The sequence below is a fragment of the Bartonella sp. A05 genome (assembly GCF_026930145.1).
Classification (GTDB): domain Bacteria; phylum Pseudomonadota; class Alphaproteobacteria; order Rhizobiales; family Rhizobiaceae; genus Bartonella.
This window is the reverse complement of record NZ_JANHOJ010000004.1, coordinates 14,161-38,910: the sequence shown is the minus strand read 5'-3', so window position 1 is coordinate 38,910 and position 24,750 is coordinate 14,161. Positions and strand designations below refer to the sequence as shown.

Here is a 24,750-nt window from a genome sequence, read left to right as displayed (position 1 = left end):
AGCCCAGCTGATAAAACTTCATTTCAATTTTATAGGTGAGAGATCTGAAAGGAATATTGAATGTCTGAGCAACAAGCGTACATCACCGTGAATAATAAAAAGATAGAATTGCCTGTGCGAAAAGGAACTATTGGTCCTGACGTAATTGAAATTACTTCTCTCTATAAAAAAATGGATACTTTTACTTATGACCCCGGCTTTACCTCAACTGCTGCTTGTGAATCAAAAATCACTTATATTGACGGCGACAAGGGAATATTGCTTCATCGTGGTTATTCTATAGATACGCTGGCTGAAAAAGGCGATTTTCTCGAAGTCTGCTACCTTTTACTTTACGGTGAACTGCCAACCAAACAGGAAAAGATCGATTTTGACCGCCGTATTATGAAGCACACAATGGTGCATGAACAATTCTCACAATTTTTTCACAGCTTCTGTCGCAACTCTCATCCTATGGCCATTATGATTGCTTGCCTTGGATCAATGTCTGCATTTTATCACGACTCCATTGATATTACAGATCCCCAACAGAGAATGATTGCTTCTATTCGTCTCATCTCCAAAATGCCAACTCTTGCCGCTATGGCTTATAAATACAGCATTGGACAAGCATTCGTTTACCCACGAAATGATCTCAGCTACGCGGAAAATTTTCTCCACATGTGTTTTTCTGTTCCTTGCGAAGAATACAAAATTAATCCTGTACTTTCCCGAGCTATGGATCGCATCTTCACTCTCCATGCAGATCATGAACAAAATGCATCCACATCAACTGTGCGTCTTGCTGGCTCATCAGGAGCAAATCCATTTGCATGTATTGCAGCTGGTGTTGCATGTCTTTGGGGACCAAACCATGGTGGCGCCAATGAAGCATGTCTAAAAATGTTACAAGAAATAGGTTCCATTGAGAAAATTTCTGAATTTATTGCACGTGCAAAAAACAAAAATGATCCTTTCCGTCTTATGGGTTTTGGACACCGTGTCTATAAAAATTATGATCCACGTGCAAAAATTATGCAACAAACCTGCCATGAAGTTCTAAAAGAACTCAATATTCAAGATGATCCACTTCTTGATATCGCCATGGAGCTTGAAAGAATTGCCCTAAATGATGCATATTTTATTGAAAAAAAGCTCTATCCTAATGTCGATTTCTATTCTGGCATTACATTAAAAGCTTTAGGGTTCCCAACTGAAATGTTTACCGTTCTTTTTGCGTTAGCACGCACTATTGGCTGGGTTGCACAATGGAAAGAGATGATTGAAGATCCAGCGCAAAAAATTGGTCGACCACGCCAACTTTATACAGGTGCTGCTGCGCGTGAATATATTCCTATAGATGACCGTATAATCTAAAATAAAATGATCCATTATAGGATGCATTAATAAAGTCTCAAAAATTTGAGACTTTATTACTCTTGCAAAAATTACTGATAATTTTTTGCAAAAAATATACAGAGCATTATATGCGAAATGCCTTCCTCTTATCCATGCAAATATTATAAACCATATCATTGTAAAACAATGTGAAGCATGCCGCTGAATTTTTTAGTCTATGCAAATAACCTAAGTATGGCAAAATAATATTGCATTACTCTTATAAACGTATATAAGCACTCTTCTTCAAGTTACTTGCAATTTAAATACACTGTTTTTCCTAAAAAACAGCAGCACATCTACATTTCTCCGCAAACTTATTCCTTCTGCTCTTTCCTCAAAATATACAAGCGCTCTATAATACTTTTATTCTAAAAATTTACTTTTTAACCCTAAGATTTCAGCTTTTTTATTATTAAATTTGATAGCGCTTTTCTCAAAAAATTATAGATTTGCGTAAACAAAATAATGGATATGAAATATCTTAGACAAAAAATCTTTAATACAATCAATAAGATATTGATTTCCGACCTGTATTCTATCATATTGGTACTTAAAACGAGTAAAAAATTTTTGTAATAATTTTGTAATAATAATGTTTAATGAGCATAAAAAAAATACTAACATATTTTTGCATTTTTCTTAAAAAAGTTTACAGATGATAAAAATATATGATAGCTCAACATCTTCTTGTATCCCCAACAGGAGAACGTAATGAAATTATTAGCAGTAACGCTCATAGCAAGTGTAACATTATTTGCTCAATCGCTCCATGCTAAAACGCTGAAAATTGCAAGTGAAGGTTCCTATCCTCCATTCAGTTATGTTGACTCAACCAATAAACTCCGCGGTTTTGATATTGATATATCTTACGCACTTTGTGAGAAAATGGAAGTTGAATGCATAGTCACAAATCAGGATTTTGATGGCATCATTCCCGGTCTTCTTGTAAACAAATATGATGCTATCATTGCATCTCTTACTCCTACACCAGAACGATTAAAAAAAATTGACTTCACGGACGCTTATTATAGCACAGCGTTAGCTGCAATTGTTCCTAAAAATTCTAAAATTCAAGAAATCTCTGTAGAAGCATTTAAAGGTAAAACACTTGGCGTACAATCAAATACGACACAAGCTTTATATGCCGAAGACAACTATGCTTCTAAAGGAGTAAACATTAAATTCTATCCCACCACAATAGAAGTAAATCACGATCTTTTAAGCCATCGCCTTGATGCTATTATCCTTGATCAAATACAAACATTAAACTGGCTTAAAAACGAAGGAAAAGACTGTTGCCGACTTCTAGGAACCCTTGAAGGAACAAAATTCCCTGTCGCAATTGGGATACGTAAAAGTGATAATGATCTTAGAGAAAAATTTAATGAAGCCATCAAAAAAATACGTGAAGATGGAACATATGATAGAATTAGAAAAAAATATTTTGAAATTGATATTTATTAAGTATTCAATTGATACTTAATAAGGGCTAAAAATTGAACACGCTATTTATTTCTAAACAACAATTATCTAAATCTTTATTAGGAACTCTGAGATGATTGAAAATTTAGCATTGCTATCATTTGGCAATGGTGGATGGGGTGTAGTCATATTGTTGAGTGCAGGGACGACATTGTCATTGGCTTTTTGCTGTATGCTCCTGGGGCTTCCTTTAGGGCTTCTAAACGCAGTAATGATGCAATCTAATGTCAAGATAGTTAGAGCTATAGCAAGCTCGTTTTCATCAGTATTCCGCAGTCTACCGGAGCTCTTGACCTTATTTCTGGTTTATTATGGGCTACAAAGTCTTATTCAAACTGTACTTGAATGTTTTAATATCAAAATGATATTTAACATAAGTTCCTTTACTGCTGGTATTCTTGCGCTCAGTATGGTTTTTGCCGCCTTTTCTTGCGAAGTTTGGCTCGGAGCATTCAAAATCTTTGATAAAGGCCAATATGAAGCAGCTAAAGCTCTGGGACTTTCACGATCAAATACATTTTTTCGTATTGTTTTTCCTCAGTTGCTTCGCAATGCTCTACCAGGACTCACCAACAATTGGCTTACTTTGCTCAAAGATACATCTCTTGTTTCAACCATTTCACTTGTCGATATTATGCGACAAACTAGTTTAGCAGCTGCAGCAACGAGTAAGCCTTTACTATTTTATCTTGTTGCATGCTTGCTCTATCTATTACTTTCAGCCTTTTTTTCCACAATTTTTCGCCACCTAGAATCACGTACTCAAATAGAATATCAAAAGGCATTGGTTAAATGATTCCTGAATGGCTCTATTTTCTTTTTAACCCGACACTCTTAAGCAATTACGGGCCAAAATTCATTAATGGCCTTATTGTAACTCTTGAGCTTGCCTTTATTTCTTCCTTTATAGGTTGTTTTCTTGGCATAATTATTACGCTTGCGCGTTTATCAAACAATAAGCTCTTGCACTATTTTGCACGCACTTATGTCTATTTTTTTCGCGGCTCTCCTTTATTGACGCAACTATTTCTTTTTTACTATGGCCTAGGATCAATGGCTGAATTCTGGCAAAAAGTTGGTTTATGGTGGTTTTTTCAAAACGCATGGTACTGTTGTCTTTTCATTTGTTCTCTCAACTCTGCTGCCTATCAGTCTGAAATCTTTAGAGGAAGCTTTCTATCAGTAGCAGCGGGACAACATGAGGCATCAAAAGCTTTAGGGTTAAGTAAAACTGTCACATTTTTCAAAATTATTCTTCCACAAGCAATGATTATGGCAATACGCCCATTAGGAAATGAGTTTATTTTAATGATTAAATCCAGTGCTCTTGCTTCACTCGTAACTGTCTATGATTTAATGGGTGTTGCCAAAGCAACCTACTCACGTACTTTCGATTTCCAAGTTTACGTTTGGGCAGCTATTCTGTATCTTCTTATCGTTGAACTCGTTCATCGTTTTGTTATTCTTATAGAGTACCGCCTCACTCGATATTTACGGTAAACTAAAACAATCACAAAAATCTTTATAAAACTGAAATATTAAATTAATCGACTTATTCATTCATGAAAGAAATACAACAAAATGAATCCTGAAAATATACATAATAAGTCTATCGATACGACTAAAAACCTGGTTATCTCTATTAGGAATTTAAATAAATGGTATGGGAGTTCTCGAGTATTACATGATATTAATTTCAACATAAACGCTGGTGAGCGCATTGTTATTTGTGGCCCTTCAGGATCAGGAAAATCGACCTTAATTCGTTGCATCAATCAATTAGAACAAGCACAAGAAGGTTCAATCTGCGTTCATAATGTTGATATTTACACTGCCCCTATAAAACAGCAACAAAATGTTCTCCGCAAAATAGGAATGGTTTTTCAAAACTTTAATTTATTTCCACATATGACTGTTATGGAAAATTGTATTTTAGCACCTATAACAGTCCAAGGGCTTTCCAAACAACAAGCACAAGAACGAGCAATTCGTTATCTTGCTCATGTGGGTATCGAAAAATACTCTGAAAAATATCCTCTACAACTCTCTGGAGGACAACAACAACGTGTTGCTATTGCACGCGCACTTTGTATGGAACCTGAAGTGATGCTTTTTGATGAACCAACATCAGCTCTTGACCCAGAAAGTGTAGGAGAAGTTTTGGATGTTATAGTTCAACTAGCAAATACAGGGATCACAATGCTCTGTGTTACCCATGAAATGGGTTTTGCTCGCGAAGTTTCAAAAAGAATACTCTTTCTAGAAAATGGAAAAATTATCGAAGATACGACATCTGATATATTTTTTACAAATCCTAAAAGTCAACGCGCTCGCGATTTCCTTGCTAAAATTAAACATTAATTATCGATATTATTTTATCTATAATTCCGAGTGACTTGATATTTTTTGAAAGAATTTGCGATCGTTCAAACAACCATTACGGCCTTCTGGCAATTTGGTTGTCACTTTCTTTTCCATCATATCAAAAACCTCAAAAATTGGATTATCAAATGATTATGCAAAAATGGCTTTTGCCTTGCAAATGTATTAGAGCGCCAAAATTCATCAAAATATTCTGGAACAAGAAGGCTTATCATTAAATGACCATTATATACGATCTGCATACAATAAAAAATTGGAAATTATCGTTACAATATTACAATAATTGTCATACCGACATTGAAGCACAGAACCTCTATGCATTATTATACTTCTTGTATCAGACAGCTTTTATTAATAGACAGAGTTATATAGCTCCCCTCATATTTATTATTGCGCAAATCAGTATCCAAAATTGCATCTATCATCAACAACAGCTTCCAAACAAATGTGACAAAGTAATTCTACTGATGCATTAAACTTTATCCCCCCCTCTTCTCCACAAAGAAAGTTGGATGAGTTTATATGTCAGACAATTTCTAAATTCCTATTTCATCATTTATTCTGATTCGGCAATCATAGCAGAAACCTCTGCCTCAGCAACACGGACACCTTCTACCTCTGCAATACACAAAAAACGTCTAACACTAGAACGCTTTTTTAATAGCTGAACATGAATTCTTAACTGATCACCAGGCACAACTGGCTTGCGAAATTTCGCATTATCAACAGTCATCAGATAGACTAAATTTGCTTTCTTATCACCCAATCTTAAAAGTGAAATTGTACCCGCTGTTTGTGCCATAGCTTCTAAAATCAAAACGCCAGGCATAACCGGCTTTGTAGGAAAATGACCCATAAAATGTGGTTCATTAATTGTTACATTCTTAATACCTACAGCTTTTTGCTCACCGTCAATTTCAACGATACGATCAATCAATAAAAATGGATAACGGTGCGGTAATACTGATAACAATTTATCAATATCTACAGCTTCTAAACTTTTCGTTTCCATGGTGCTGATCATATTAATGTTTCTCCCTTTCACCTTGCTAATATCATACAGAACCGCGACTTCACGAAACCACTCTTCAATGGTCGTACTAAACTGCCGTCCCATTTTTCAACATCTGGAATATTATTCATAACACCACTACCCGCGGAAATCTGAACACATTTGCCTATTTGATAGGATCCAAAACTTCGACATTTCCGCATTAAGTAACAATAAGATAATAACGACGATTTCTCATATTATGAGTGATCTGTAGCAAATTATCAATTTTTTTCCTTTCGGCAATAATTATACCTTCAAATGCTCCGCAATCAATCGTTATATTCGCGCTAATTTCTACATCATCTTTTTTGGATAATTTACACGACAAAACTGTAGATTTTTTCAACTCTAAAAACGCTATAAACGTAACAAAAACCACTCTCTCCGATAAAAATACGGAGTAAAGATGAATCCTACCGCCTATTAAAGAATATTGAATTATAATCCTAGAAGCAATAAAGCATTCACACTCAAGCCCAGCAATTTTAGCGATAACACCAGCCTATGAAATAAAAGTAACTACACCAATTTCAACGTCTCTACCAATAATAGCACCTGCTTCAATACACACATTATATTCAAGTTTATCGCTTGGATGAATACACGCTATGCGATGAAATTTCTTTTTGGTCAACCAAAGGCAATAACTTAACAGAAGACGGAAATAAAAATGCGCCCGATTTGAGCAAAATTATGCGGCAGCATAAATATCACCACCAAGGCTAATATAAATCTTTAAAACAGCATCATAAACGAAAAAATAGCAATTACAGAATTTTAAAATCAAGCATAAAAATTCCCTTATCCACGAGAATAAAGACTCTTTCCTCAACGCTTTCAACAGAAGAAAGAGTATTTATAATCTCTGAAAATTCCGGATTAAGAATTTTTTCTCTCGTTAATTCTGCAACATTATCAAGCGCTAATTGCCAATAGGCGCAAAGAAAAGTACACTTGTTATCAAAATACGCCTCTCAGCATAAATTCAACCCTTTATTAAAAATCCCTTTTTGAAAAAGTTCAAATTAGAATTTAGTAGAAATACCAAAATTGAATTGCTGTACTTGATCACCTTCTTGTTTATGTATCGGCCAAGCATAATCCAAACGTAACGGACCAAATGGTGAATCCCATAGCAAGCTTGCACCCGCAGACGTACGCCACGAACTGCCAATATTTGTAATCGGCGGTTCATCCTTCAAAACAGGCTTATAATCATTACCAGAAAGCGTTGCAGCATCTGCAAAAAAAGCTCCACGGAAACCTAAATGATCAGGTATTATTGGTATAGGAAACTGCACTTCAGCAGTTGCATTCGTATATGTTGTACCACCTACAAAATATACTTCACCTTTATTGGAAAGCTGACGTGGACCTATCCCATTGTATCTAAACCCTCGTATCATATCAAGGTTACTTTTAAACATATCAAAGATACGGAGACCTTCATTACCTAATCCGTGGATATAACCACCACCAATAGACAATAAGCCCACAAGATCCATTCTATCAGAAAGCGTCTTGTACATCATCGCCTTACCAGTTGTTTTCAAGAACTGTGCATGTCCACCAAGCCCCGCAAATTCTTGAACAACGCGAGCGTATAAACCATTATGCGGATTTCTCATATTGTCGATAGAATTATAAGTCAAACCAAAACTAACTGACGAACGTATCCACGGACGATGCTCTGCAGCCTGAACAATCGCACCAGAATATTTATCGTATAATTCTTTCCTGACTCCATCATCAGTTAAGTCATAATTCCCACCAAAATCATACTCTTCATGCACATAAGAATAAGCCACATTAGCGGATACGTTGTCACTAATTGGCATTCCAAATCGAAGGGAACCGCCTGTTTGCCTCACATCATACGCATCGTCAACACGATAGGTATTGCGAAAAATATCAATACCAGAAGATAAACGATAACCAAATAAATAAGGATTAACAAAAGAAAAATTATAATTACGGGAATTTCCTTGCCCAGCACCCACTCCCAAACGGACATATTGACCACGTCCTCCAAGATTATGTTCAGTAACAGACGCTTCAAATGACATACCAGGACTCGTACCACCTGTTGTATAACCTCCAGAAAGAGAAAGATCTCCTGTTGGCGCTTCCACTACATCTATAACCAATATGACCTGATCAGGCTGATCAGTGGGAACCATGGAAATATTAACTCCTCGGAAAAAGCCCAAACCCTCTAGTCGACTTTTTGCTCGCTGCACTAATGTCTGATTGTAAGCATCACCTTCATTCAAATCAATTTCACGGCGAATAACATCATCACGAGTCTTTGTATTCCCGCGTATTTCAATCCGCTGAACATAAGCTCGAGGCCCTCGCTCAATGTTATAAACAAGCGAAATTGTATGATTCTTGAAATCACGATTTCCTCGCGGCTCAACCTTAGCAAAAGCATATCCAGAATCAGAAATTTTACTATTAATAATCGCAACAGATTCCTCAATTTCTCTTGCACTATAAACATCACCCGGATGCGTTTTAAGTGCCTTTTTTATAGACTGAATATCCACTCCATCAATATCGCTTTCAACCCGAACATCACCAATTTTATAGTGCGCTCCCTCATCAAAAACGAAACTGATTTTATACGCATTCCTACTTTCATCAAAAATTGCTTTAGATGAAATAATTCGAAAATCTGCATAACCATGGTTATAGTAAAAACGACGTAAAACCTCTTCATCAACAGCTAAACGTTCTTCAGTATAAACGTCACCTCTCATCAATAATGAAAATATTCCTGAAGGCTTTGTTACAATCACATCGCGTAAACGGCGCGCCCCAAATGCATTATTCCCCTCAAAGGTAATATCAGTAATCTGCATCCTCTGACCTTCAGAGATGTTGAAGACTACATTGACCCGTCCTTTTCCTAAATCAACAGTCTGAGTTGTTATAACAACGTTATTTCGGCCAACAGTTTTATAAGCTTCACGTATTATATTTATATCAGCTGAAAGCTTAGCAGAATTGAAAGGTTCATTTTCTTTCAAAGAAATGAAACGCTTAATATCATGATCTTTGAGAGATTTATTCCCTTTGAATAATACTTGATTAACGACCTCATACTCCTTGACTGCTACGATCAACTTATTGCCTACCTGATTTATTTTAACATCATAAAACAAACCCAATCCAAAAAGATTTTTCACTGCTGCATCAATATCGCTACGATTAAAACTCTTTCCAGGCTTAATAGCTACATTATCTCGAATTACACGAGAATTTATAAACTTATTACCCTGAATCTCAATAGAACGAACAACAGATGCCTGAGCCTCTCCAACCACCGCAATTGACATAACAGCTGCTGTTGAAACATTTACAGTCACGGCTAATACCAATACAGATACTGCATTTAAAAATTTTGAACTCGTAGTCATTGGCTTTTTACCTTATTTAATTTCTCTGGACGCTATGTCTCAAAAAGTTAACCGCCATAACAACTTTATTCAAATGAGACTGCCATTTTCTCTTCATATTAATTACTAATTATAGCGTACAACACCACAAAATTCTGCGAATATAGTAAACGACTCTTCCCAATTTGAATTCTCATATTATTATCTAATTTGCAAAATGTTTTCCATGATTTATTAGCGAAACCAACAAAAATAATCATTAAATAACACAAAAATCATAAATATGAGAACAACAAAAAGGCCCATATGTAGAATAACCTCCCGAATTTTATCTGGCACTGGTCTTCCTACTGCAGCTTCAATAATATAAAATAATAAATATCCACCATCAAGTGGTGGAATTGGCAGAAGATTAACGAGTCCAACGCCAATCGAAAGAAGAGCCATAAAATTCAACAGTGAGATAAAACCCGATTCACTAACATGCCAAGCAATTTTAACGGTCTTAGAAGGGCCACTTAACTGACAATGATCTTCTCGCCCTTTCATTAAACGACCAATAAACAAAATTGTTTGAGTTATAACAAATGTTGTGCGTTCTGATGCTTCTTCTATCGCCTCCCAAAAATTATAGCTAATATATTTTGCATAAGTACGATCTAAACGCATGGGATTATTAGGATCAACCGGTGCACCCACACCAATCATACCACTTAGAATCCGATTGCCAAACCCATCATCCCGCTCAATCACCGCGGGCGTGATGACCGTATTAAATATCTCCCCCATACGCTCCATTTTAAACTTTATGGGATTTCCGCCACGAAAAGTGACATAAGCCATCAAATCTTCAAAACTTGTAACAGGTTTACTATCCATTTCAACAAAGCGATCACCTCGTACTAATCCTGCCTGAATAGCAGGAGAATCTTCTACCAAAGAACCAACAACGGGTTCAATAGCAACACGCCCATAAGAAAAGAAAAAAAATGTCAAAACAACAACGGTAAAAAGAACATTGAATAAAGGACCAGCAAATACAGTTATCGCTCTTTTCCAAGCATGAGCATTCGCAAAGGAACCAGACATCAGCAAAATTGATCGCGAGGATGGAACACCTGCACCACTCTCATCCTCACTGAATCTTACATATCCCCCTAGAAGAAACAGCGCTAAACGCCACCGTGTACCACGCTTATCTACATAACTCAATATTTGTGGCCCAAATCCAAGTGAAAAAACTGATGCTTGAATACCACACCATCTCCCAACAAGATAATGCCCCATTTCGTGAACAAAGATAATAATCACAATAATAAAAACAATACTCAAACCTCTCAAAAATAAATCACCTATGCCAAGTATGTAATTCAAAAGCTCCAAAATATTTCCTCCCCCCCTAGATTAAAGCATAGTAAAAAAATTAAAAGGTGTATTCACACCAGATATAATCGCACCAATTAAATAAAGAAGGAAAGCGGCAGCGACCAATCCATCCATCCGATCCATAAATCCACCATGTCCAGGTAATAAATAACCGGAATCTTTAACAGAAAATCGCCTTTTTAAACATGATTGTCCTAGATCGCCTATCTGCGAAATCACCGATAAAATAAAAGCAAGCAATAGCACAAAAAAAAGTGTGGAACTTATATCAAAAACTAAAAGAGCAACCAGTATACCACCCAAAATTCCCGCAACAGTACCACCAAACGCTCCTGACCACGTTTTATTAGGAGAAAATCTGGGCGCTAATTTACGACCACCAAGCGCGCGCCCACTAAAGTATGCAGCAACATCTGTTCCCCACACGATCGTAAATAAAAAAATAACCACCCAGAATCCTAATATTTCATAACCCCGCAAGAAAGACAAAGCCACAACTGGAAAAGAAGCATATAAAAAACCGAAAGAAACCCAACCAATATTTCTAACAGACAACATACCCAATAAAACCGCAAAAACAATCAAAAGACCAAAAATCAATAAAGCTGATATGCCCGATACCAAAAACAAACCAAAAATTAAATAAAAAATACCAGCCAATATTTTTTGTAAAAAACGCCACTTTTCTTTTGTGATACTAACCCACTCATACAGAATAAAACCACCAATTCCCCATGCAAACAAAAAAAACAAAATGCCTCCAACCCATGTTAAATACAAAGTAATAGCGCCAAAAACAAAGGCTGTCAGAGTGCGAGAAATAAGATTAGACAAAGGCATCTCCAAAAAATAAAAAATAGAGAAGAAAAACACGACATTGTTTTACCTTCATATTTTGTGTGTCTCATTTAGAATTATCACAGACTTCAATAAACTAAAGCGACACCCACGAAACCGATAATCAGTCTTTAACGCTTCAAAAACTTATCTATAAAAAGCAGAGCAAAAACAGAAAAATACAATTCAAAATTTATCACCTGCTATAAAATAAAAAAAAACACTATTCTCCACTTGTGCGAATAATTAAATTAGGACTCGATACGCGCTTAATATCAAAGCAATTTGTGCTAAACTATCAGTTAATCTGCTTATAAATTAAAACCAATTGCACACAACAATGCACTACCCAGTTTACCCTCTTGTACCTACCATGACTAGAAGCAATAATAAGACTAAGACCATTATTAATATTTATCATTATTCTATTGATAAACTCCTCTAAAATATCTCCAGAACTACTTGATCCATCGTCAATAATGTGAATACAGACATTCTTGTTACGTAACTCAAAAAATCATATTTAACGAAAGCTTTTAACAATCCCGTCAAATGGTTTACTTTAGTAGGTAACCTTGTCCAATTTTGAGACAAAAATCAAAAATCACCCACCACTCTAAACCAATCTTCTCTGTATAATATAATCACCGAAGCGCATTTATTCCAACTTTACGCTCAACTACACGAGCTAGAACCATACCTGCGCCCATCATCAATCTTCATCCATAATAACGATAATGTGGTGCAAATGAGATTTTTTTGTCAAAAAAACAAGAAAAAATCTTAAACTTGCATAATTTCAGCTTCTTTCATAACCAAAATCTTATCAATATGCGCAATAGTTTCATCCGTGAGTTTTTGAACCTTCTCAGACAAGCTATGGGACTCATCCTGACTTATTTCGCCCTCTTTTTCTAACTTCTTCAAATTATCCATACCATCACGACGAACATGGCGAGTAGCAATACGCGCTTGCTCCGCATATTGATGCGCAATCTTTACCAGTTCCTTACGGCGTTCTTCATTCAATTCAGGTAAAGGAATACGCAAATTCATACCATCTCTGATAGGATTTAAACCAAGACCAGAATCACGAATAGCTCGTTCAACAGCTCCTACCATCGTTTTATCCCAAACAGAAACTGAAAGCATTCGCGGTTCTGGAACAGAAATATTAGCAACCTGATTTATAGACACAACCGAACCATAAGCCTCAATTGTCAACGGCTCTAATAAACTGGCTGATGCTCGCCCAGTTCGCAAACCACTTAACTCGTGCTTAAAAGCCGAAATAGCACCATCCATACGACGCTTCAGATCATCCATAATCGATGTAACATTCATATTTCTGTCTCCTTTGTTGCACCTTGAAGATTACCTTATTCCGATACTATCGTAAACCGCCCCGTTCCATTCAATATTTTAGCTAAACCTCCCTTTTCATGAATAGAATATACAATTATTGGAACATTGTTTTCACGCGCTAAAGTTACCGCTGTTGTATCCATAATAGACAAGCCTAGCTGCAAAACCTCGACATGCGTTAATTGATCAAAACGCCTAGCCGTAGGATCTACCTTTGGATCCGCTGAATAAATACCATCTACTTGCGTTCCTTTTAATAAAACATCCGCACCAATCTCAGCTGCCCGTAAAGTAGCAGCAGAATCAGTTGTAAAAAATGGATTACCTGTACCACCTGCAAAAATAACAACTTTTCCCTGGTTCATATAACTTATCGCTTTACGCTGTGAAAAACTCTCGCAAATTTGTGGCATAGCAATCGCAGATAATACAACCGTTTCAACTCCTAATTTTGTCAATGATGTTCGCAATGCCAAAGAATTAATAGCAGTTGCAAGCATTCCCATGTGATCGCCAGTCACACGGTCTCCACCATATGAAGCAACAGCAACCCCACGAAAAATATTGCCTCCACCTATAACAATAGCGACTTCAACGCCTATTGCCCGCACTTCAGCAATATCAGCAGCAATACGGTCTGCAACTGAAACATCAATTCCAAAACTTTGTCCCCCCATAAGCGCCTCACCAGACACTTTTAATAGAATACGTTTATATCGAAGAGCTAATGTCATTAATCATCTCCAAAGAGCACACTCATTTCTGTCTTCGATACACTAAGGGCACCACCTTGTCACGTGATGCCCTTCAAATAGTTATAATTTTTTTCGTATTAGTTGTGCAGACTTGAATTTCTGTTCAACAATTCACAACATAATCAACATTTTACTGCAGCAGCAACTTCTGCAGCAAAATTAGTCTCTTCCTTTTCCACACCTTCGCCTAATGCAAAACGAATGAAGCCAGTAATTTTTGCCGGCGCACCAATCGCTTTTTCAGCATCTCTCAAAGCAGATTCAACAGTAATATCAGGATTCATTACAAAAGCCTGAGATAACAGAACAACTTCTTCGTAGAACTTACGCATGCGGCCTTCCACCATCTTTTCAACAATATTTTCAGGTTTTCCAGACTGACGTGCCTGTTCTGAAAAAATCGCTTTTTCACGTTCAACAGCGCCAGCATCAACCTCCTCTGCTATCAATGCTAATGGATTGGTTGCAGCAACATGCATTGCAACTTGACGACCAAAAGCAACTGCCGCTTCCTTATTTCCGGTAGTTTCAACAGCAACCAAAACCCCGAGCTTACCAAGGCCTTCAGCCACACCATTATGGATATAAGTAGCAACAACACCATCCTTAACAGATAATTTAGCCAAACGACGAAGCGTCATATTCTCGCCAATTGTACCAATCGCATCCTTAATTGTTTCATCTACAGTCTTTTCAGAACCCGGATAACGAGAGGAAAGAACAGATTCAATACTACTTTCTATATCCAAAGCAACAGTCGCCACATTGCGTACAATAGCCTGAAATTCATCATTACGTGCAACAAAATCTGTTTCAGAATTAACTTCAACCAAAACAGCATTTAAACCATTTGATACAACACCAACCAACCCCTCAGCTGCTGTACGTCCAGCCTTTTTATCTGCTTTAGCTATCCCCTTTTTACGAAGCCAATCAACCGCAGCCTCCATATCGCCATTTGTTTCCGCTAGAGCTGCCTTGCAATCCATCATACCAGCGCCCGATAATTCCCTAAGTTCTTTCACTTGTGCAGCAGTAATACTCATATTTGCCTCTATTTATTTTACAACAACAAAAGCGTGCATAGAAAACTGTGCACGCCATAACCTTTTCATTAAAAATTAAGCACCTGAACAGGTGTTTTCAAATCATTATTTAGAAACCGGAACTACATCCTCTAAAATGGGATCAACGGCGATATCAACCTGTTCCAAAACGGGATCAACAACAATATCAGCCTGAGCCCCCAAATCAATGCCCATAGCACCTCTCTGACGAGCAATACCATCAAGAGCCGCACGAGCAACAAGATCACAGTAAAGAGAAACCGCGCGCGAAGCATCATCATTACCTGGGATCGGATAATCAATACCATCAGGATCGCAATTCGTATCAATAACAGCGACAACTGGAATACCTAAACGTTTCGCTTCTTGAATAGCAATACTTTCCTTATTCGTATCAATTATAAACATAAGATCTGGAATAGATCCCATATCCTTAATACCGCCAAGCGCGCGATGGAGTTTCTCACGATCACGTTCAAGATTCAAACGCTCTTTTTTAGTAAAACCCTGCGCTTCAGCAGCAAGAAGATTGTCAAGCTTACGCAAACGATGTATCGAATTCGAAATTGTTTTCCAATTGGTCAGCATACCGCCAAGCCAGCGCGCATTGACATAATATTGCGCTGAGCGACTAGCTGCATCGGCAATAATATCAGATGCCTGACGTTTGGTACCAACAAATAGAACACGACCACCACGTGCAACCGTATCCGAAACAAGTTTCAGTGCTTGATGCAAAAGAGGAACAGTCTGAGCAAGATCAATAATATGAATATTATTACGATGACCGTAAATATACGGAGCCATCTTTGGGTTCCAGCGATGTGTCTGGTGACCAAAATGAACACCCGCTTCTAAAAGCTGGCGCATAGTGAAATCTGGTAATGCCATAAGTTTTATCCTTTCCGGTTAAACCTCCGCGAAAAAAAGCAAGAAAACCTACTACCGGCGGATGTTTACAAAATCTTCTCGAAAACACCCAAATCTCGCGTGTGGAATGTGAGGCTAGCATACTGAGATTTGATTTTTTTTCAAGTGATTTTCTGCATATCATTTTTACTACTGGCAATGATCAAGATTCTTTTCAATATCGAAAAATTCAAGTTTATTCAATTTTGCGCGCACTGAAAAACTTCCATAATCAAAAAGAAGATCGTGCGTGATACCATTTTCATATAAAAGAAAACTGATACGGCGAATGGGCAAACCATCCGTATTTTTTGTATCATCAAAATAAGAAATTGTAACAGGCCAATAACTTTCCCCATCTAATTTTTCAAATTTCTTTATATTATCAAATCTTTGCACCTTCTTTTCCCCAATCACAACACTTTCTTTCACCATATCTATTCCATCAAAGATAGCCGAATAGTAAAATCGATGATGTGATTTTGCTTGTCGAATAATATTTTTTAGTTTCATAATTGGAAAGTCAGCAACTGCAAACTTATATACATCAATTTTTGGCTTTTCTAATTTAACTGTAATTCCATTTTCAGTACGTTCAGCAATTCCTGCAACATCATTCAAAACATCCTGTCCCATTTTTTCTGCAATGCTAAACCGAAATGCGCTACCATCACCTGCTTCAGAATGAATTATTTGGCGATCCATCAAACGCACCGGCATATTTTCAGTATAAACGCGCGAAACAAGGCGAAAACGCGTAACATATCCTTTACATGCTGAACCGGTGAGTTCATAAACCATTCGCCCAGAAATCTTCAAAATTTCTGTTTCATCAGCAGCGTAACCAAGCTGTAAATCATAAACCGCTCGATGAGGTGTCACCAAAATAGACTCCTCAGCTTCTGCAACACAAAAAAGAGCACCATACAAACCCATTATAAATAATGGCTTGATTATCCCTACCATCTAATTTCTATCCCATTGTAGATCATCATACAGAAAACGTACGATACAAAAATACAAAACATATAATATAAAAAATACACAATACACAATACACAAAGACAAGAAAGGATTGCGCCCTATTAACTAAACATTTCCTCTAATGAGAAAATCGTTTATAAAATAGATTATAAAATAACTGGAGATAAAATATGACCGACTCAATAGAAAAGCGTCTTAAAAAACTAGGAATCACTATTCCTGATGCCTCTCAACCCATTGCAAATTATATGACTACATCAATACATGGTAACCAACTTTTTATCTCTGGTCAGCTACCGCTTTCCAACGGAAAACCCGTAGCAATTGGAAAGGTTGGTGCAACCGTTAGCACCGAACAAGCAAAAAAGTCAGCTGAAATGTGTGCTCTCAATATTCTGGCTCAAACAAAAGCAGCCATTGGCGATTTAAATAAAATAAAGCGAGTGATAAAAATTACCACTTTTGTTGCCGTAGATCCTAACTTTACTGATATTCCTCTCATTGCCAATGGAGCTTCTGATTTATTTATCAACATCCTCGGTGAAATCGGCAAGCATGCCCGCTCTGCTATTGGTGTCGCCGCTCTTCCTATGAATGTTCCTGTAGAAGTTGAAGCCATTATAGAAATCTAATACTTCATAAACACCATAGCCTAGACAAAACAAAAATGAAATGTTAAAAACGCTTTGTTTGGCTAATGTTTCAAGCAGATTTACATTATCTGCTCTAAGGTTGAGAATTGTATATCGTTTCTGTTCCTCAACGAGCACTGCTAAAAGAGAATACTTTATGAAACAAGCTTATGATAACAATAATATCTTTGCTAAATTGATTCGCAATGAAATTCCTTCTGTTCGCGTCTACGAAGACGACGATGTCATTGCATTTATGGATATTATGCCACAAGCACCGGGGCATACGCTCGTTATTCCCCGAAAGGCTTCTAGAAATTTATTGGATGCAAATACCGAAACATTGTTTCCTGTTATTAAAGCCGTCCAAAAGCTCGCCAATGCTGTTAAAAAAGCCTTTCAAGCAGATGGTATAACAATTATGCAATTGAATGAAGCAGCGAGCAAACAAACTGTTTACCACCTCCATTTCCATATTATACCTCGTATGGAAGGGATAGAACTTACTGCTCATAATGATGTTATTGCGCCTATGGAAATCCTCGAAGAAAATGCAAAAAGAATCCGAGAGGCTCTTTAGAACTCTCTTAAGAAGCAGATGTTTTTTTCCTCGTAGATTTTTTTATACAACTCTTATCTTTACTCTCCTTTGAACGAGGAGACATATTGGAAGATGATATTTCTAACTGCAACCCCTCTCTTTCCCCATTTGGTTCGTGCATCAATACACGAACCATGCCACCATTACGCAACTTTCCAAATAAAATTTCATCAGCTAACGGCTTTTTAATCTGTTCTTGTATTAAACGCCCTAATGGACGTGCCCCCATCTGAAAATCATATCCTTTTTTGGCAAGCCATACCATCGCGGAAGTGCTTAATTCAAAACTGATTCCTTGATCAATCAGTTGTGCTTCAAGCTGAAAAATAAACTTTTGTACAATCTGACGGATTATTAACTGAGACAAATGCGCAAACGGAATGATAGCATCTAACCGATTACGGAATTCTGGTGTAAATAACCGATTAATTACTTCTATATCTTCACTATTGCGATGCATTCTACCAAAGCCCATCGCCGGCTTTGCTGCATCTGCAGCACCAGCATTGGTTGTCATAATTAAAATGGTATTGCAGAAATCAATTTTCTTGCCATTATGATCGGTTAATTTACCGTAATCCATCACCTGTAATAAAATATTAAACAACTCTGGGTGAGCTTTCTCAATCTCATCTAATAACACAATCGAATGAGGCTTTTGATCAACAGCATCTGTGAGAAGACCACCCTGATCAAAGCCTACATAACCTGGAGGAGCCCCTATCAAACGCGCCACCGTATGTCGTTCCATATATTCTGACATATCAAAACGGAGCAGTTCAATACCCAAAGAAGATGCGAGTTGTTTTGCTACTTCAGTTTTTCCAACACCAGTTGGTCCCGAAAATAAATAACTCCCTATTGGCTTATCTGATTCACGCAATCCTGCTCGTGCGAGTTTAATCGACGATGCCAATGCTGCAATAGCTTGATCTTGCCCATATACAACACGCTTGAGCTCTTTCTCCAGATTGCCAAGCATCTTTTTGTCATCGCCAGAGACTGTTTTTGAAGGAATCCTTGCCATAGTTGCAATGGTAGCTTCGATTTCTTTGACACCTATGCTCTTTTTTCGCTGTTTTTTGGGCAATAGCATCTGCGCTGCACCACTTTCATCCACAACATCAATTGCCTTATCCGGCAACCGGCGGGCGGCAATATAACGCGAAGATAACTCTACTGATGCCTTTATTGCTTCATCAGTATATTTAATTTGATGAAAATCTTCAAAATAAGGTTTCAATCCTTTTAAAATTTTAATCGCATCGGCAACAGATGGCTCATTAATATCAATCTTCTGAAAACGGCGTTCCAAAGCATGATCTTGTTCAAAAATCTTGCGATATTCTCTATAACTCGTTGAACCAATACACCGAATAGCTCCTGATGAAAACGCAGGTTTTAAAAGATTCGCTGCATCCATATTGCCACCCGATGTAGCCCCCGCTCCAATCAATGTATGAATTTCATCAATAAATAAAACAGCATCAGGATATTGCTCAAATTCTTTAATAACTTGCTTCAGCCGCTCTTCAAAATCACCACGGTAGCGGGTTCCAGCGACAAGTGCTCCCATATCAAGAGAAAATATTATTGCATTTGATAAAACTTCTGGAACCTGCCCATCAACAATGCGTTTAGCCAAACCTTCAATTATAGCTGTTTTTCCAACCCCAGGATCTCCAACCAAAAGTGGATTATTTTTTGACCTCCGACATAAAATCTGTACCACACGTGAAATTTCCACATCGCGGCCAATTAATACATCAATTTTTCCACTACGTGCCTTGCTATTCAGATCAACACAATAAGCAGCAAGCGCACTTGTCACACGTTCACTATGATTTGAAACATGTTGACCTAATTGCTCTTCAAGATCTTCCAGAAACTGAGATAACTCATCATCACGTACGATACCGTGTGAAATGAACCGCACAGCGTCATAGCGTGTCATCCCCATCTCTTGAAGGAAATATGCTGCATAACTTTCACGTTCAGAAAAAATCGCAACAAGAATGTTTGCTCCTGATACTTCGTCTTTTCCAGCTGATTGAGCATAAATTATTGCACGTTGAATAACACGCTGAAAAAACGCTGTCGGTTTCGTATCCTCACCAGTTCTAATTTGTGTATTTAATTCTGATTGGATATAATTGGTTAAACGCTCTCGTAATTCTTCCAAATCTACCTGACAGGCATGAATCACTGAACTTGCATCGGCATCATCCAACAAGGCAAGTAAAAGATGCTCTAATGTCGCATATTCATGCTGCGCTTGAGTAGCAATTGTTAATGCACGATGCAAAACCTTTTCAAGACTAGGCGTAAAAGATGGCATAATTCCTCATTTCTACTCCACACACATTGTAACGGATGTTCATTTTTGCGTGCACACTCCATAACTTGTAAAATTTTCAGCTCAGCTACTTCATTAAATATAAACACCACATTCACCTACCTCATTCTGATAAACATTTAACATAATTTGCATCGCTTCTTCGATTTTTTTAAAAAAAGCTCTTTTAAAACAAAAGCAACAAAATCCTAGGCGTATAATCATTGTTCAGTAAAAGAACACAATATAACTTAAGCTTTTTAACTTTGGGAATAATAAGCGCATCGTCATGCCTCTCTTTAGCCCAATTCTTGCTATTTTCATTATGCATATATGGGGTATAGAACTCGTAACCAACTTTTGCATCATTATAACTTTCCATGCAATATTCTTTTCATTAATCTTAAGTTCTTTCATAATCATTGCAATAGTTGATTGTATGTGGAATAAGAAAACTTCTTTGACGCTTAATTTAAATCAAATATAGCTGCTCACAACATGATTTTATAAACAAATTAGTAACATCATTCGTCTAAACTACTTAAAGCAACCGTAACGAGAGAGATATTGACGGACATTTCGTGTAAATAGGATATTCAAGTGTATATGAACTGTCGAAAAATTGCGCATTTGTGTGAAAAAATGGCTATTACTCTTATTGTTTTAGCTCTTTCTTGCTCTTTGGGAACTGCAGCCCCTAAAGGAGTTTACCCAGATAAATACGCGGCTGTTGTTATAGATGCAAATACAGGAAAAACTTTATTCCAAGCTAACGCAACTATGAAACGTTATCCAGCTTCTCTAACAAAAATGATGACGTTGTACCTCTTCTTTGAAGCTATGCAAGCACGTCGTGTGACGCCCAATATGCCAATCCCTATCTCAAGCTACGCAGCAACACGCCCACCAACAAAAATCGGTATTCAAGCAGGTAACACAATTCCTGCAGAAGCAGCTGCCAAAGCTCTTATAACAAGATCAGCAAATGATGTTGCTGTTGCTATTGCTGAATATCTCGGCGGAAGTGAACAAAACTTTGCTCGAATGATGACGGTAAAAGCTCGTCAACTTGGCATGAAAAATACTCGTTTTTCTAACGCTTCAGGTCTTCCAGATCTACAAAATTATTCTACAGCGCAAGATATAGCCATTTTGGCATTAGCCCTACGCCAACATTTTCCGCAAAAATATAAACTGTTTAAAACAACAAGCTTCATTTTCCGCGGACAAACAATTAACAGCCACAATAAATTAGTCAGAACAATGAAAGGTGTTGATGGAATTAAAACAGGTTACACACAAATATCAGGATCTAATTTAGCTACATCAATGCGTGTAGAAGGACGCTCTATCGTTGCTGTTGTTATGGGGGGAAAATCGTCTACCGAACGGGATATCCATATGGCTAGCTTATTAAATCAGTATTTACCAAAAGCAAGTCGTAAAAAAGCTCCTGAACGTTTAATCGCTAACGCAGTCTACAATTTACCCACTGGTGCAGCTGTTCCTATACCTATCGCTAAAGCAGATTCAGCAAATTTTGACGATGAAATTTCTACTCTTTTAACAGCACTTGCAGAACAGCCTAATAATTTTAATACCGCAATAGCAGCTGTAAACCAAGCAATTATACCAATCCCTAACCCTAACAAAGTTACGTCTGTTGAATCTGATAAAATCATCGCAGCCTCTTTATCAACAAACAGTGGGTGGGCTATTCAAATTGGTTCGCTCCCTAATAAAAGACAAGCAAAAGATACACTTTTAAAAGCAAAAAATGCAGCACGTTCAGCTTTACAACATGCATCACCACATATGCAACTATTTGAAAAAAATGGAAATCGTTACTACCGTGCTCGGTTTATTGGCTTTCAATCAAAAAAAGCTGCATCTCATGCTTGTTCTAGTTTAAAGAAAGCAAATTTTAACTGCTATACTATAGCTTATTAAAAAATCTTCGATTCTGCGTTAAGGACAATACCATGACACATGATGTTATTGCTACATCACCTGAACAGGAAGAATTATTAAAGAAAGCTTCTTTACTTTCATTACGTTCTCTTCACGATGCAGCAACCAAACTTGCTAATTTGAAACACACCCCAACCATGCTAAGTGCGCATTCACTTTTTAGCCTTTTTATGTGCCAAGCAACTCGAAATCGCCGATCAACTGTGCCTTTTGTACGCATTCATTTACGTGTTGCAAGCCAAACTGGCAGTGTACCCGTTAAAATTCGTCTGGGAGCTACAAATATCTAATCTATAATCACTTTTTACAAAAAAAATTTATGAATAAATAACATTTACTCATGACATAGTTCTTAAAGAAACCCCAAGCAGATGAGTTTTTGTTTTTAATTTAGAAAAATTTATCACGAATTTTGATCTTCCGTTGATAATGTATTTCAGATTTTAAATAGAATCACCCTTAAGAAATATATTGAAAATTGAGCCAAGTTGGAATTTAATATCAAAGCGTGCCTTATTATATCATTTGTCATAATAAAATAGCAAATACCTACCTCATGTTTCTGCCCGCATTGGATATTATCATAAACACTTCTTGAAAAAGACTTCTTTTCCAATAACGCATGAATCTCTTCATAAATATATAATACATTATGCGTTTTTGTTCATTTTTTCTCGGCTTCACCAACACGCAGAATAACTTGAGAAGATAACGCTTCTATTGGCAAACTTCAATATAAATTTTACTCGATATAGGGCATTATTACTATAACCTAACAAGATATCGCGTTAAGTGCAAGACCAGCTTTACTTGTCTCTTTATAGCGTTCACTCATATCATGCCCCGTCTGACGCATCGTTTCAATACAAGCATCGAGGGAAACAAAATGAGTCCCATTAGCATGTAAAGCGAGAGAAGAAGCCGTTACAGCCTTAACAGCACCCATTGCGTTACGTTCAATACAAGGAACCTGCACAAGACCCGCAACTGGATCGCATGTCATTCCCAAATGATGCTCAAGAGCAATTTCTGCAGCATTTTCAATTTGAGCAGGCGTTCCGCCTAATGCTGCAGTCAATCCTGCAGCAGCCATAGAAGATGCTGCTCCAACTTCGCCTTGACAACCGACTTCCGCACCAGAAATAGAAGCATTGTGTTTAATGACACCACCAATGGCTGCTGCCGTCAACAAAAAATTATGTATTCCTTCCCGATCTGAACCATCATTAAATTTGAGATAATAACGTAAAACGGCAGGCACAACACCAGCTGCACCATTCGTTGGTGCAGTGACAACACGACCACCAGCTGCATTTTCCTCATTCACGGCCATGGCATATACAGAAAGCCAATCATTTGCCCAAAGTGGATGGTTGCGATTTTTTTTCCGATCTTCCAAAAGCTTATCATGCAACTTTTTAGCACGTCTTGGAATACACAATCCTCCCGGTAATTCACCTTCTTGTGAAAGTCCTCTATCAATGCAATTAGTCATAGCCAAAAAAATTTCATCAAGCCCAGTGTTAAGAGTCGCACGCTCCATCTTTGTTTCTTCATTAATACGCTTCATTTCAGCAATCGAAAGGCCTGAATTTGCTGCCATTGATAACATTTCATTTGCAGAATCAAATGGATATGGTACCTGAGATATCTCCAATTTTGTGTTATAATCCACACAGTTTAATTCATCCTCAGTTACAACAAAACCGCCACCGATGGAATAATAAACCCGCCGCAAGAGAACATTTCCATCAGCGTCAAGCCCCTCAAAAGCGAGACCATTCGCATGACCAGGCAAAGCTTGTTTTCGTTCGAAAACAAGATCATTTTGTAGATCAAACTGATAAGCGGGATGTCCTTCTGGTTGCACTTTTTTCTCTCGTTCAACCTGTTCTAAAAAAAATTCCATGCGATCAGGATCAACAGTGGAAGCTTTTTCTCCCAAAAGTCCTAACACAACAGCACGATCCGTAGCATGGCCAACTCCTGTAAAAGCCAATGAACCATGAAGATAAACACGGATATGAGAAATCCTCCTAGAAGACTGCAAAAAAGAATTTTGCGTTAAAATCTCTTGCAAAAACATATTAGCAGCCGTCATCGGACCCATTGTATGCGAACTGGAGGGACCAATACCTATTTTAAAAAGTTCAAAGACAGATAAAAACACCACTCACCCCAAAACTCAATTGATCTCGAGTATAATGTT

20 protein-coding genes and 1 pseudogene are annotated in these 24,750 nt (G+C 37.3%); 9 read left to right on the top strand and 12 right to left on the bottom strand.

What is annotated here, in order from left to right; all coding sequences use genetic code 11:
• The first annotated feature begins 60 nt into the window (after positions 1–60).
• The 5 genes from gltA (at position 61) to NPX98_RS04790 (ending at position 5,223) form a co-directional block, all read left to right on the top strand.
• Positions 61–1,356 carry a citrate synthase gene (gene gltA, locus NPX98_RS04810; protein WP_269023025.1) on the top strand — a complete coding sequence of 432 codons (1,296 nt, stop codon included), beginning with the start codon at positions 61–63 and terminating at the stop codon, positions 1,354–1,356.
• 735 nt (positions 1,357–2,091) lie between these two features.
• Positions 2,092–2,844 (top strand): transporter substrate-binding domain-containing protein, encoded by a 753-nt coding sequence (locus tag NPX98_RS04805; protein ID WP_269023024.1) that lies wholly within the window; start codon positions 2,092–2,094, stop codon positions 2,842–2,844.
• Between the two features lie 91 nt (positions 2,845–2,935).
• On the top strand, positions 2,936–3,658 hold the full coding sequence (locus tag NPX98_RS04800) for an ABC transporter permease (RefSeq protein WP_269023022.1): 723 nt from the start codon (positions 2,936–2,938) through the stop codon (positions 3,656–3,658).
• Positions 3,655–4,362: an ABC transporter permease gene (locus tag NPX98_RS04795; RefSeq protein WP_269023020.1), complete on the top strand. Its 708-nt coding sequence runs from the start codon at positions 3,655–3,657 to the stop codon at positions 4,360–4,362. Before NPX98_RS04800 ends, NPX98_RS04795 begins: the two co-directional genes overlap by 4 nt.
• Positions 4,363–4,443: 81 nt before the next feature.
• Positions 4,444–5,223 carry an amino acid ABC transporter ATP-binding protein gene (locus NPX98_RS04790; protein ID WP_269023018.1) on the top strand — a complete coding sequence of 260 codons (780 nt, stop codon included), beginning with the start codon at positions 4,444–4,446 and terminating at the stop codon, positions 5,221–5,223.
• Between the two features lie 577 nt (positions 5,224–5,800).
• Here NPX98_RS04790 and fabZ read toward each other — a convergent pair.
• The 9 genes from fabZ to NPX98_RS04740 form a co-directional block, all read right to left on the bottom strand.
• Positions 5,801–6,268, bottom strand: a complete 468-nt coding sequence (gene fabZ, locus NPX98_RS04785) for a 3-hydroxyacyl-ACP dehydratase FabZ (RefSeq protein WP_269023160.1) — start codon at positions 6,266–6,268, stop codon at positions 5,801–5,803.
• A 1,055-nt stretch (positions 6,269–7,323) separates the two neighbouring features.
• Positions 7,324–9,720, bottom strand: a complete 2,397-nt coding sequence (gene bamA, locus NPX98_RS04775) for an outer membrane protein assembly factor BamA (protein WP_269023016.1) — start codon at positions 9,718–9,720, stop codon at positions 7,324–7,326.
• Between the two features lie 213 nt (positions 9,721–9,933).
• A complete protein-coding gene (gene rseP, locus NPX98_RS04770) occupies positions 9,934–11,082 on the bottom strand; it encodes an RIP metalloprotease RseP (protein WP_269023014.1) in 1,149 nt (382 codons plus the stop codon).
• 21 nt (positions 11,083–11,103) lie between these two features.
• Positions 11,104–11,919 carry a phosphatidate cytidylyltransferase gene (locus NPX98_RS04765; protein WP_269023012.1) on the bottom strand — a complete coding sequence of 272 codons (816 nt, stop codon included), beginning with the start codon at positions 11,917–11,919 and terminating at the stop codon, positions 11,104–11,106.
• A 786-nt stretch (positions 11,920–12,705) separates the two neighbouring features.
• On the bottom strand, positions 12,706–13,266 hold the full coding sequence (gene frr / locus NPX98_RS04760; protein ID WP_269023010.1) for a ribosome recycling factor: 561 nt from the start codon (positions 13,264–13,266) through the stop codon (positions 12,706–12,708).
• A gap of 35 nt (positions 13,267–13,301) precedes the next feature.
• Positions 13,302–14,021 (bottom strand): UMP kinase, encoded by a 720-nt coding sequence (gene pyrH, locus NPX98_RS04755; RefSeq protein ID WP_269023009.1) that lies wholly within the window; start codon positions 14,019–14,021, stop codon positions 13,302–13,304.
• 143 nt (positions 14,022–14,164) lie between these two features.
• On the bottom strand, positions 14,165–15,088 hold the full coding sequence (gene tsf / locus NPX98_RS04750; RefSeq protein ID WP_269023007.1) for a translation elongation factor Ts: 924 nt from the start codon (positions 15,086–15,088) through the stop codon (positions 14,165–14,167).
• A gap of 105 nt (positions 15,089–15,193) precedes the next feature.
• On the bottom strand, positions 15,194–16,000 hold the full coding sequence (gene rpsB / locus NPX98_RS04745; protein WP_269023006.1) for a 30S ribosomal protein S2: 807 nt from the start codon (positions 15,998–16,000) through the stop codon (positions 15,194–15,196).
• A gap of 168 nt (positions 16,001–16,168) precedes the next feature.
• Positions 16,169–16,975 carry an EipB family protein gene (locus tag NPX98_RS04740; protein ID WP_269023159.1) on the bottom strand — a complete coding sequence of 269 codons (807 nt, stop codon included), beginning with the start codon at positions 16,973–16,975 and terminating at the stop codon, positions 16,169–16,171.
• A gap of 197 nt (positions 16,976–17,172) precedes the next feature.
• Between NPX98_RS04740 and NPX98_RS04735 the strand changes: the two genes are divergently transcribed.
• Both NPX98_RS04735 and NPX98_RS04730 read left to right on the top strand, forming a co-directional pair.
• The gene (locus tag NPX98_RS04735) at positions 17,173–17,634 is read left to right on the top strand and encodes a RidA family protein (protein ID WP_269023005.1); all 462 of its coding nucleotides are present in this window, start codon (positions 17,173–17,175) and stop codon (positions 17,632–17,634) included.
• 157 nt (positions 17,635–17,791) lie between these two features.
• A complete protein-coding gene (locus NPX98_RS04730) occupies positions 17,792–18,214 on the top strand; it encodes an HIT family protein (RefSeq protein ID WP_269023004.1) in 423 nt (140 codons plus the stop codon).
• Between the two features lie 7 nt (positions 18,215–18,221).
• On the opposite strand, the gene clpA is transcribed toward NPX98_RS04730, so the two are convergent.
• Both clpA and NPX98_RS06635 read right to left on the bottom strand, forming a co-directional pair.
• Positions 18,222–20,573: an ATP-dependent Clp protease ATP-binding subunit ClpA gene (gene clpA, locus NPX98_RS04725; protein ID WP_269023003.1), complete on the bottom strand. Its 2,352-nt coding sequence runs from the start codon at positions 20,571–20,573 to the stop codon at positions 18,222–18,224.
• Positions 20,525–20,939: pseudogene (locus NPX98_RS06635) on the bottom strand (ATP-dependent Clp protease adaptor ClpS). The gene clpA and the pseudogene NPX98_RS06635 overlap by 49 nt, the downstream one beginning before the upstream one ends.
• Positions 20,940–21,170: 231 nt before the next feature.
• Between NPX98_RS06635 and NPX98_RS04715 the strand changes: the two are divergent.
• Positions 21,171–22,520 carry a D-alanyl-D-alanine carboxypeptidase gene (locus NPX98_RS04715; protein WP_269023002.1) on the top strand — a complete coding sequence of 450 codons (1,350 nt, stop codon included), beginning with the start codon at positions 21,171–21,173 and terminating at the stop codon, positions 22,518–22,520.
• Positions 22,521–22,552: 32 nt separating this feature from the next.
• Complete coding sequence (locus NPX98_RS04710) at positions 22,553–22,831, top strand: hypothetical protein (protein ID WP_269023001.1); 279 nt, start codon at positions 22,553–22,555, stop codon at positions 22,829–22,831.
• 482 nt (positions 22,832–23,313) lie between these two features.
• Here NPX98_RS04710 and NPX98_RS04705 read toward each other — a convergent pair whose 3' ends face one another.
• Positions 23,314–24,711, bottom strand: coding sequence for an L-serine ammonia-lyase (locus NPX98_RS04705; protein ID WP_269023000.1), 1,398 nt, complete (start codon positions 24,709–24,711; stop codon positions 23,314–23,316).
• Positions 24,712–24,750 lie beyond the last annotated feature (39 nt).

Bases quoted from the DNA above. Each gene is read 5' to 3' on its own strand.
- NPX98_RS04730 (WP_269023004.1), top strand. From the start codon at position 17,792: ATGAAACAAGCTTATGATAACAATAATATCTTTGCTAAATTGATTCGC.
- NPX98_RS04710 (WP_269023001.1), top strand. From the start codon at position 22,553: ATGACACATGATGTTATTGCTACATCACCTGAACAGGAAGAATTATTA.
- frr (WP_269023010.1), bottom strand. From the start codon at position 13,266: ATGAATGTTACATCGATTATGGATGATCTGAAGCGTCGTATGGATGGT.
- gltA (WP_269023025.1), top strand. From the start codon at position 61: ATGTCTGAGCAACAAGCGTACATCACCGTGAATAATAAAAAGATAGAA.
- tsf (WP_269023007.1), bottom strand. From the start codon at position 15,088: ATGAGTATTACTGCTGCACAAGTGAAAGAACTTAGGGAATTATCGGGC.
- rpsB (WP_269023006.1), bottom strand. From the start codon at position 16,000: ATGGCATTACCAGATTTCACTATGCGCCAGCTTTTAGAAGCGGGTGTT.
- pyrH (WP_269023009.1), bottom strand. From the start codon at position 14,021: ATGACATTAGCTCTTCGATATAAACGTATTCTATTAAAAGTGTCTGGT.
- bamA (WP_269023016.1), bottom strand. From the start codon at position 9,720: ATGACTACGAGTTCAAAATTTTTAAATGCAGTATCTGTATTGGTATTA.
- NPX98_RS04735 (WP_269023005.1), top strand. From the start codon at position 17,173: ATGACCGACTCAATAGAAAAGCGTCTTAAAAAACTAGGAATCACTATT.
- NPX98_RS04795 (WP_269023020.1), top strand. From the start codon at position 3,655: ATGATTCCTGAATGGCTCTATTTTCTTTTTAACCCGACACTCTTAAGC.
- NPX98_RS04790 (WP_269023018.1), top strand. From the start codon at position 4,444: ATGAATCCTGAAAATATACATAATAAGTCTATCGATACGACTAAAAAC.
- clpA (WP_269023003.1), bottom strand. From the start codon at position 20,573: ATGCCATCTTTTACGCCTAGTCTTGAAAAGGTTTTGCATCGTGCATTA.
- NPX98_RS04800 (WP_269023022.1), top strand. From the start codon at position 2,936: ATGATTGAAAATTTAGCATTGCTATCATTTGGCAATGGTGGATGGGGT.
- NPX98_RS04805 (WP_269023024.1), top strand. From the start codon at position 2,092: ATGAAATTATTAGCAGTAACGCTCATAGCAAGTGTAACATTATTTGCT.
- fabZ (WP_269023160.1), bottom strand. From the start codon at position 6,268: ATGATCAGCACCATGGAAACGAAAAGTTTAGAAGCTGTAGATATTGAT.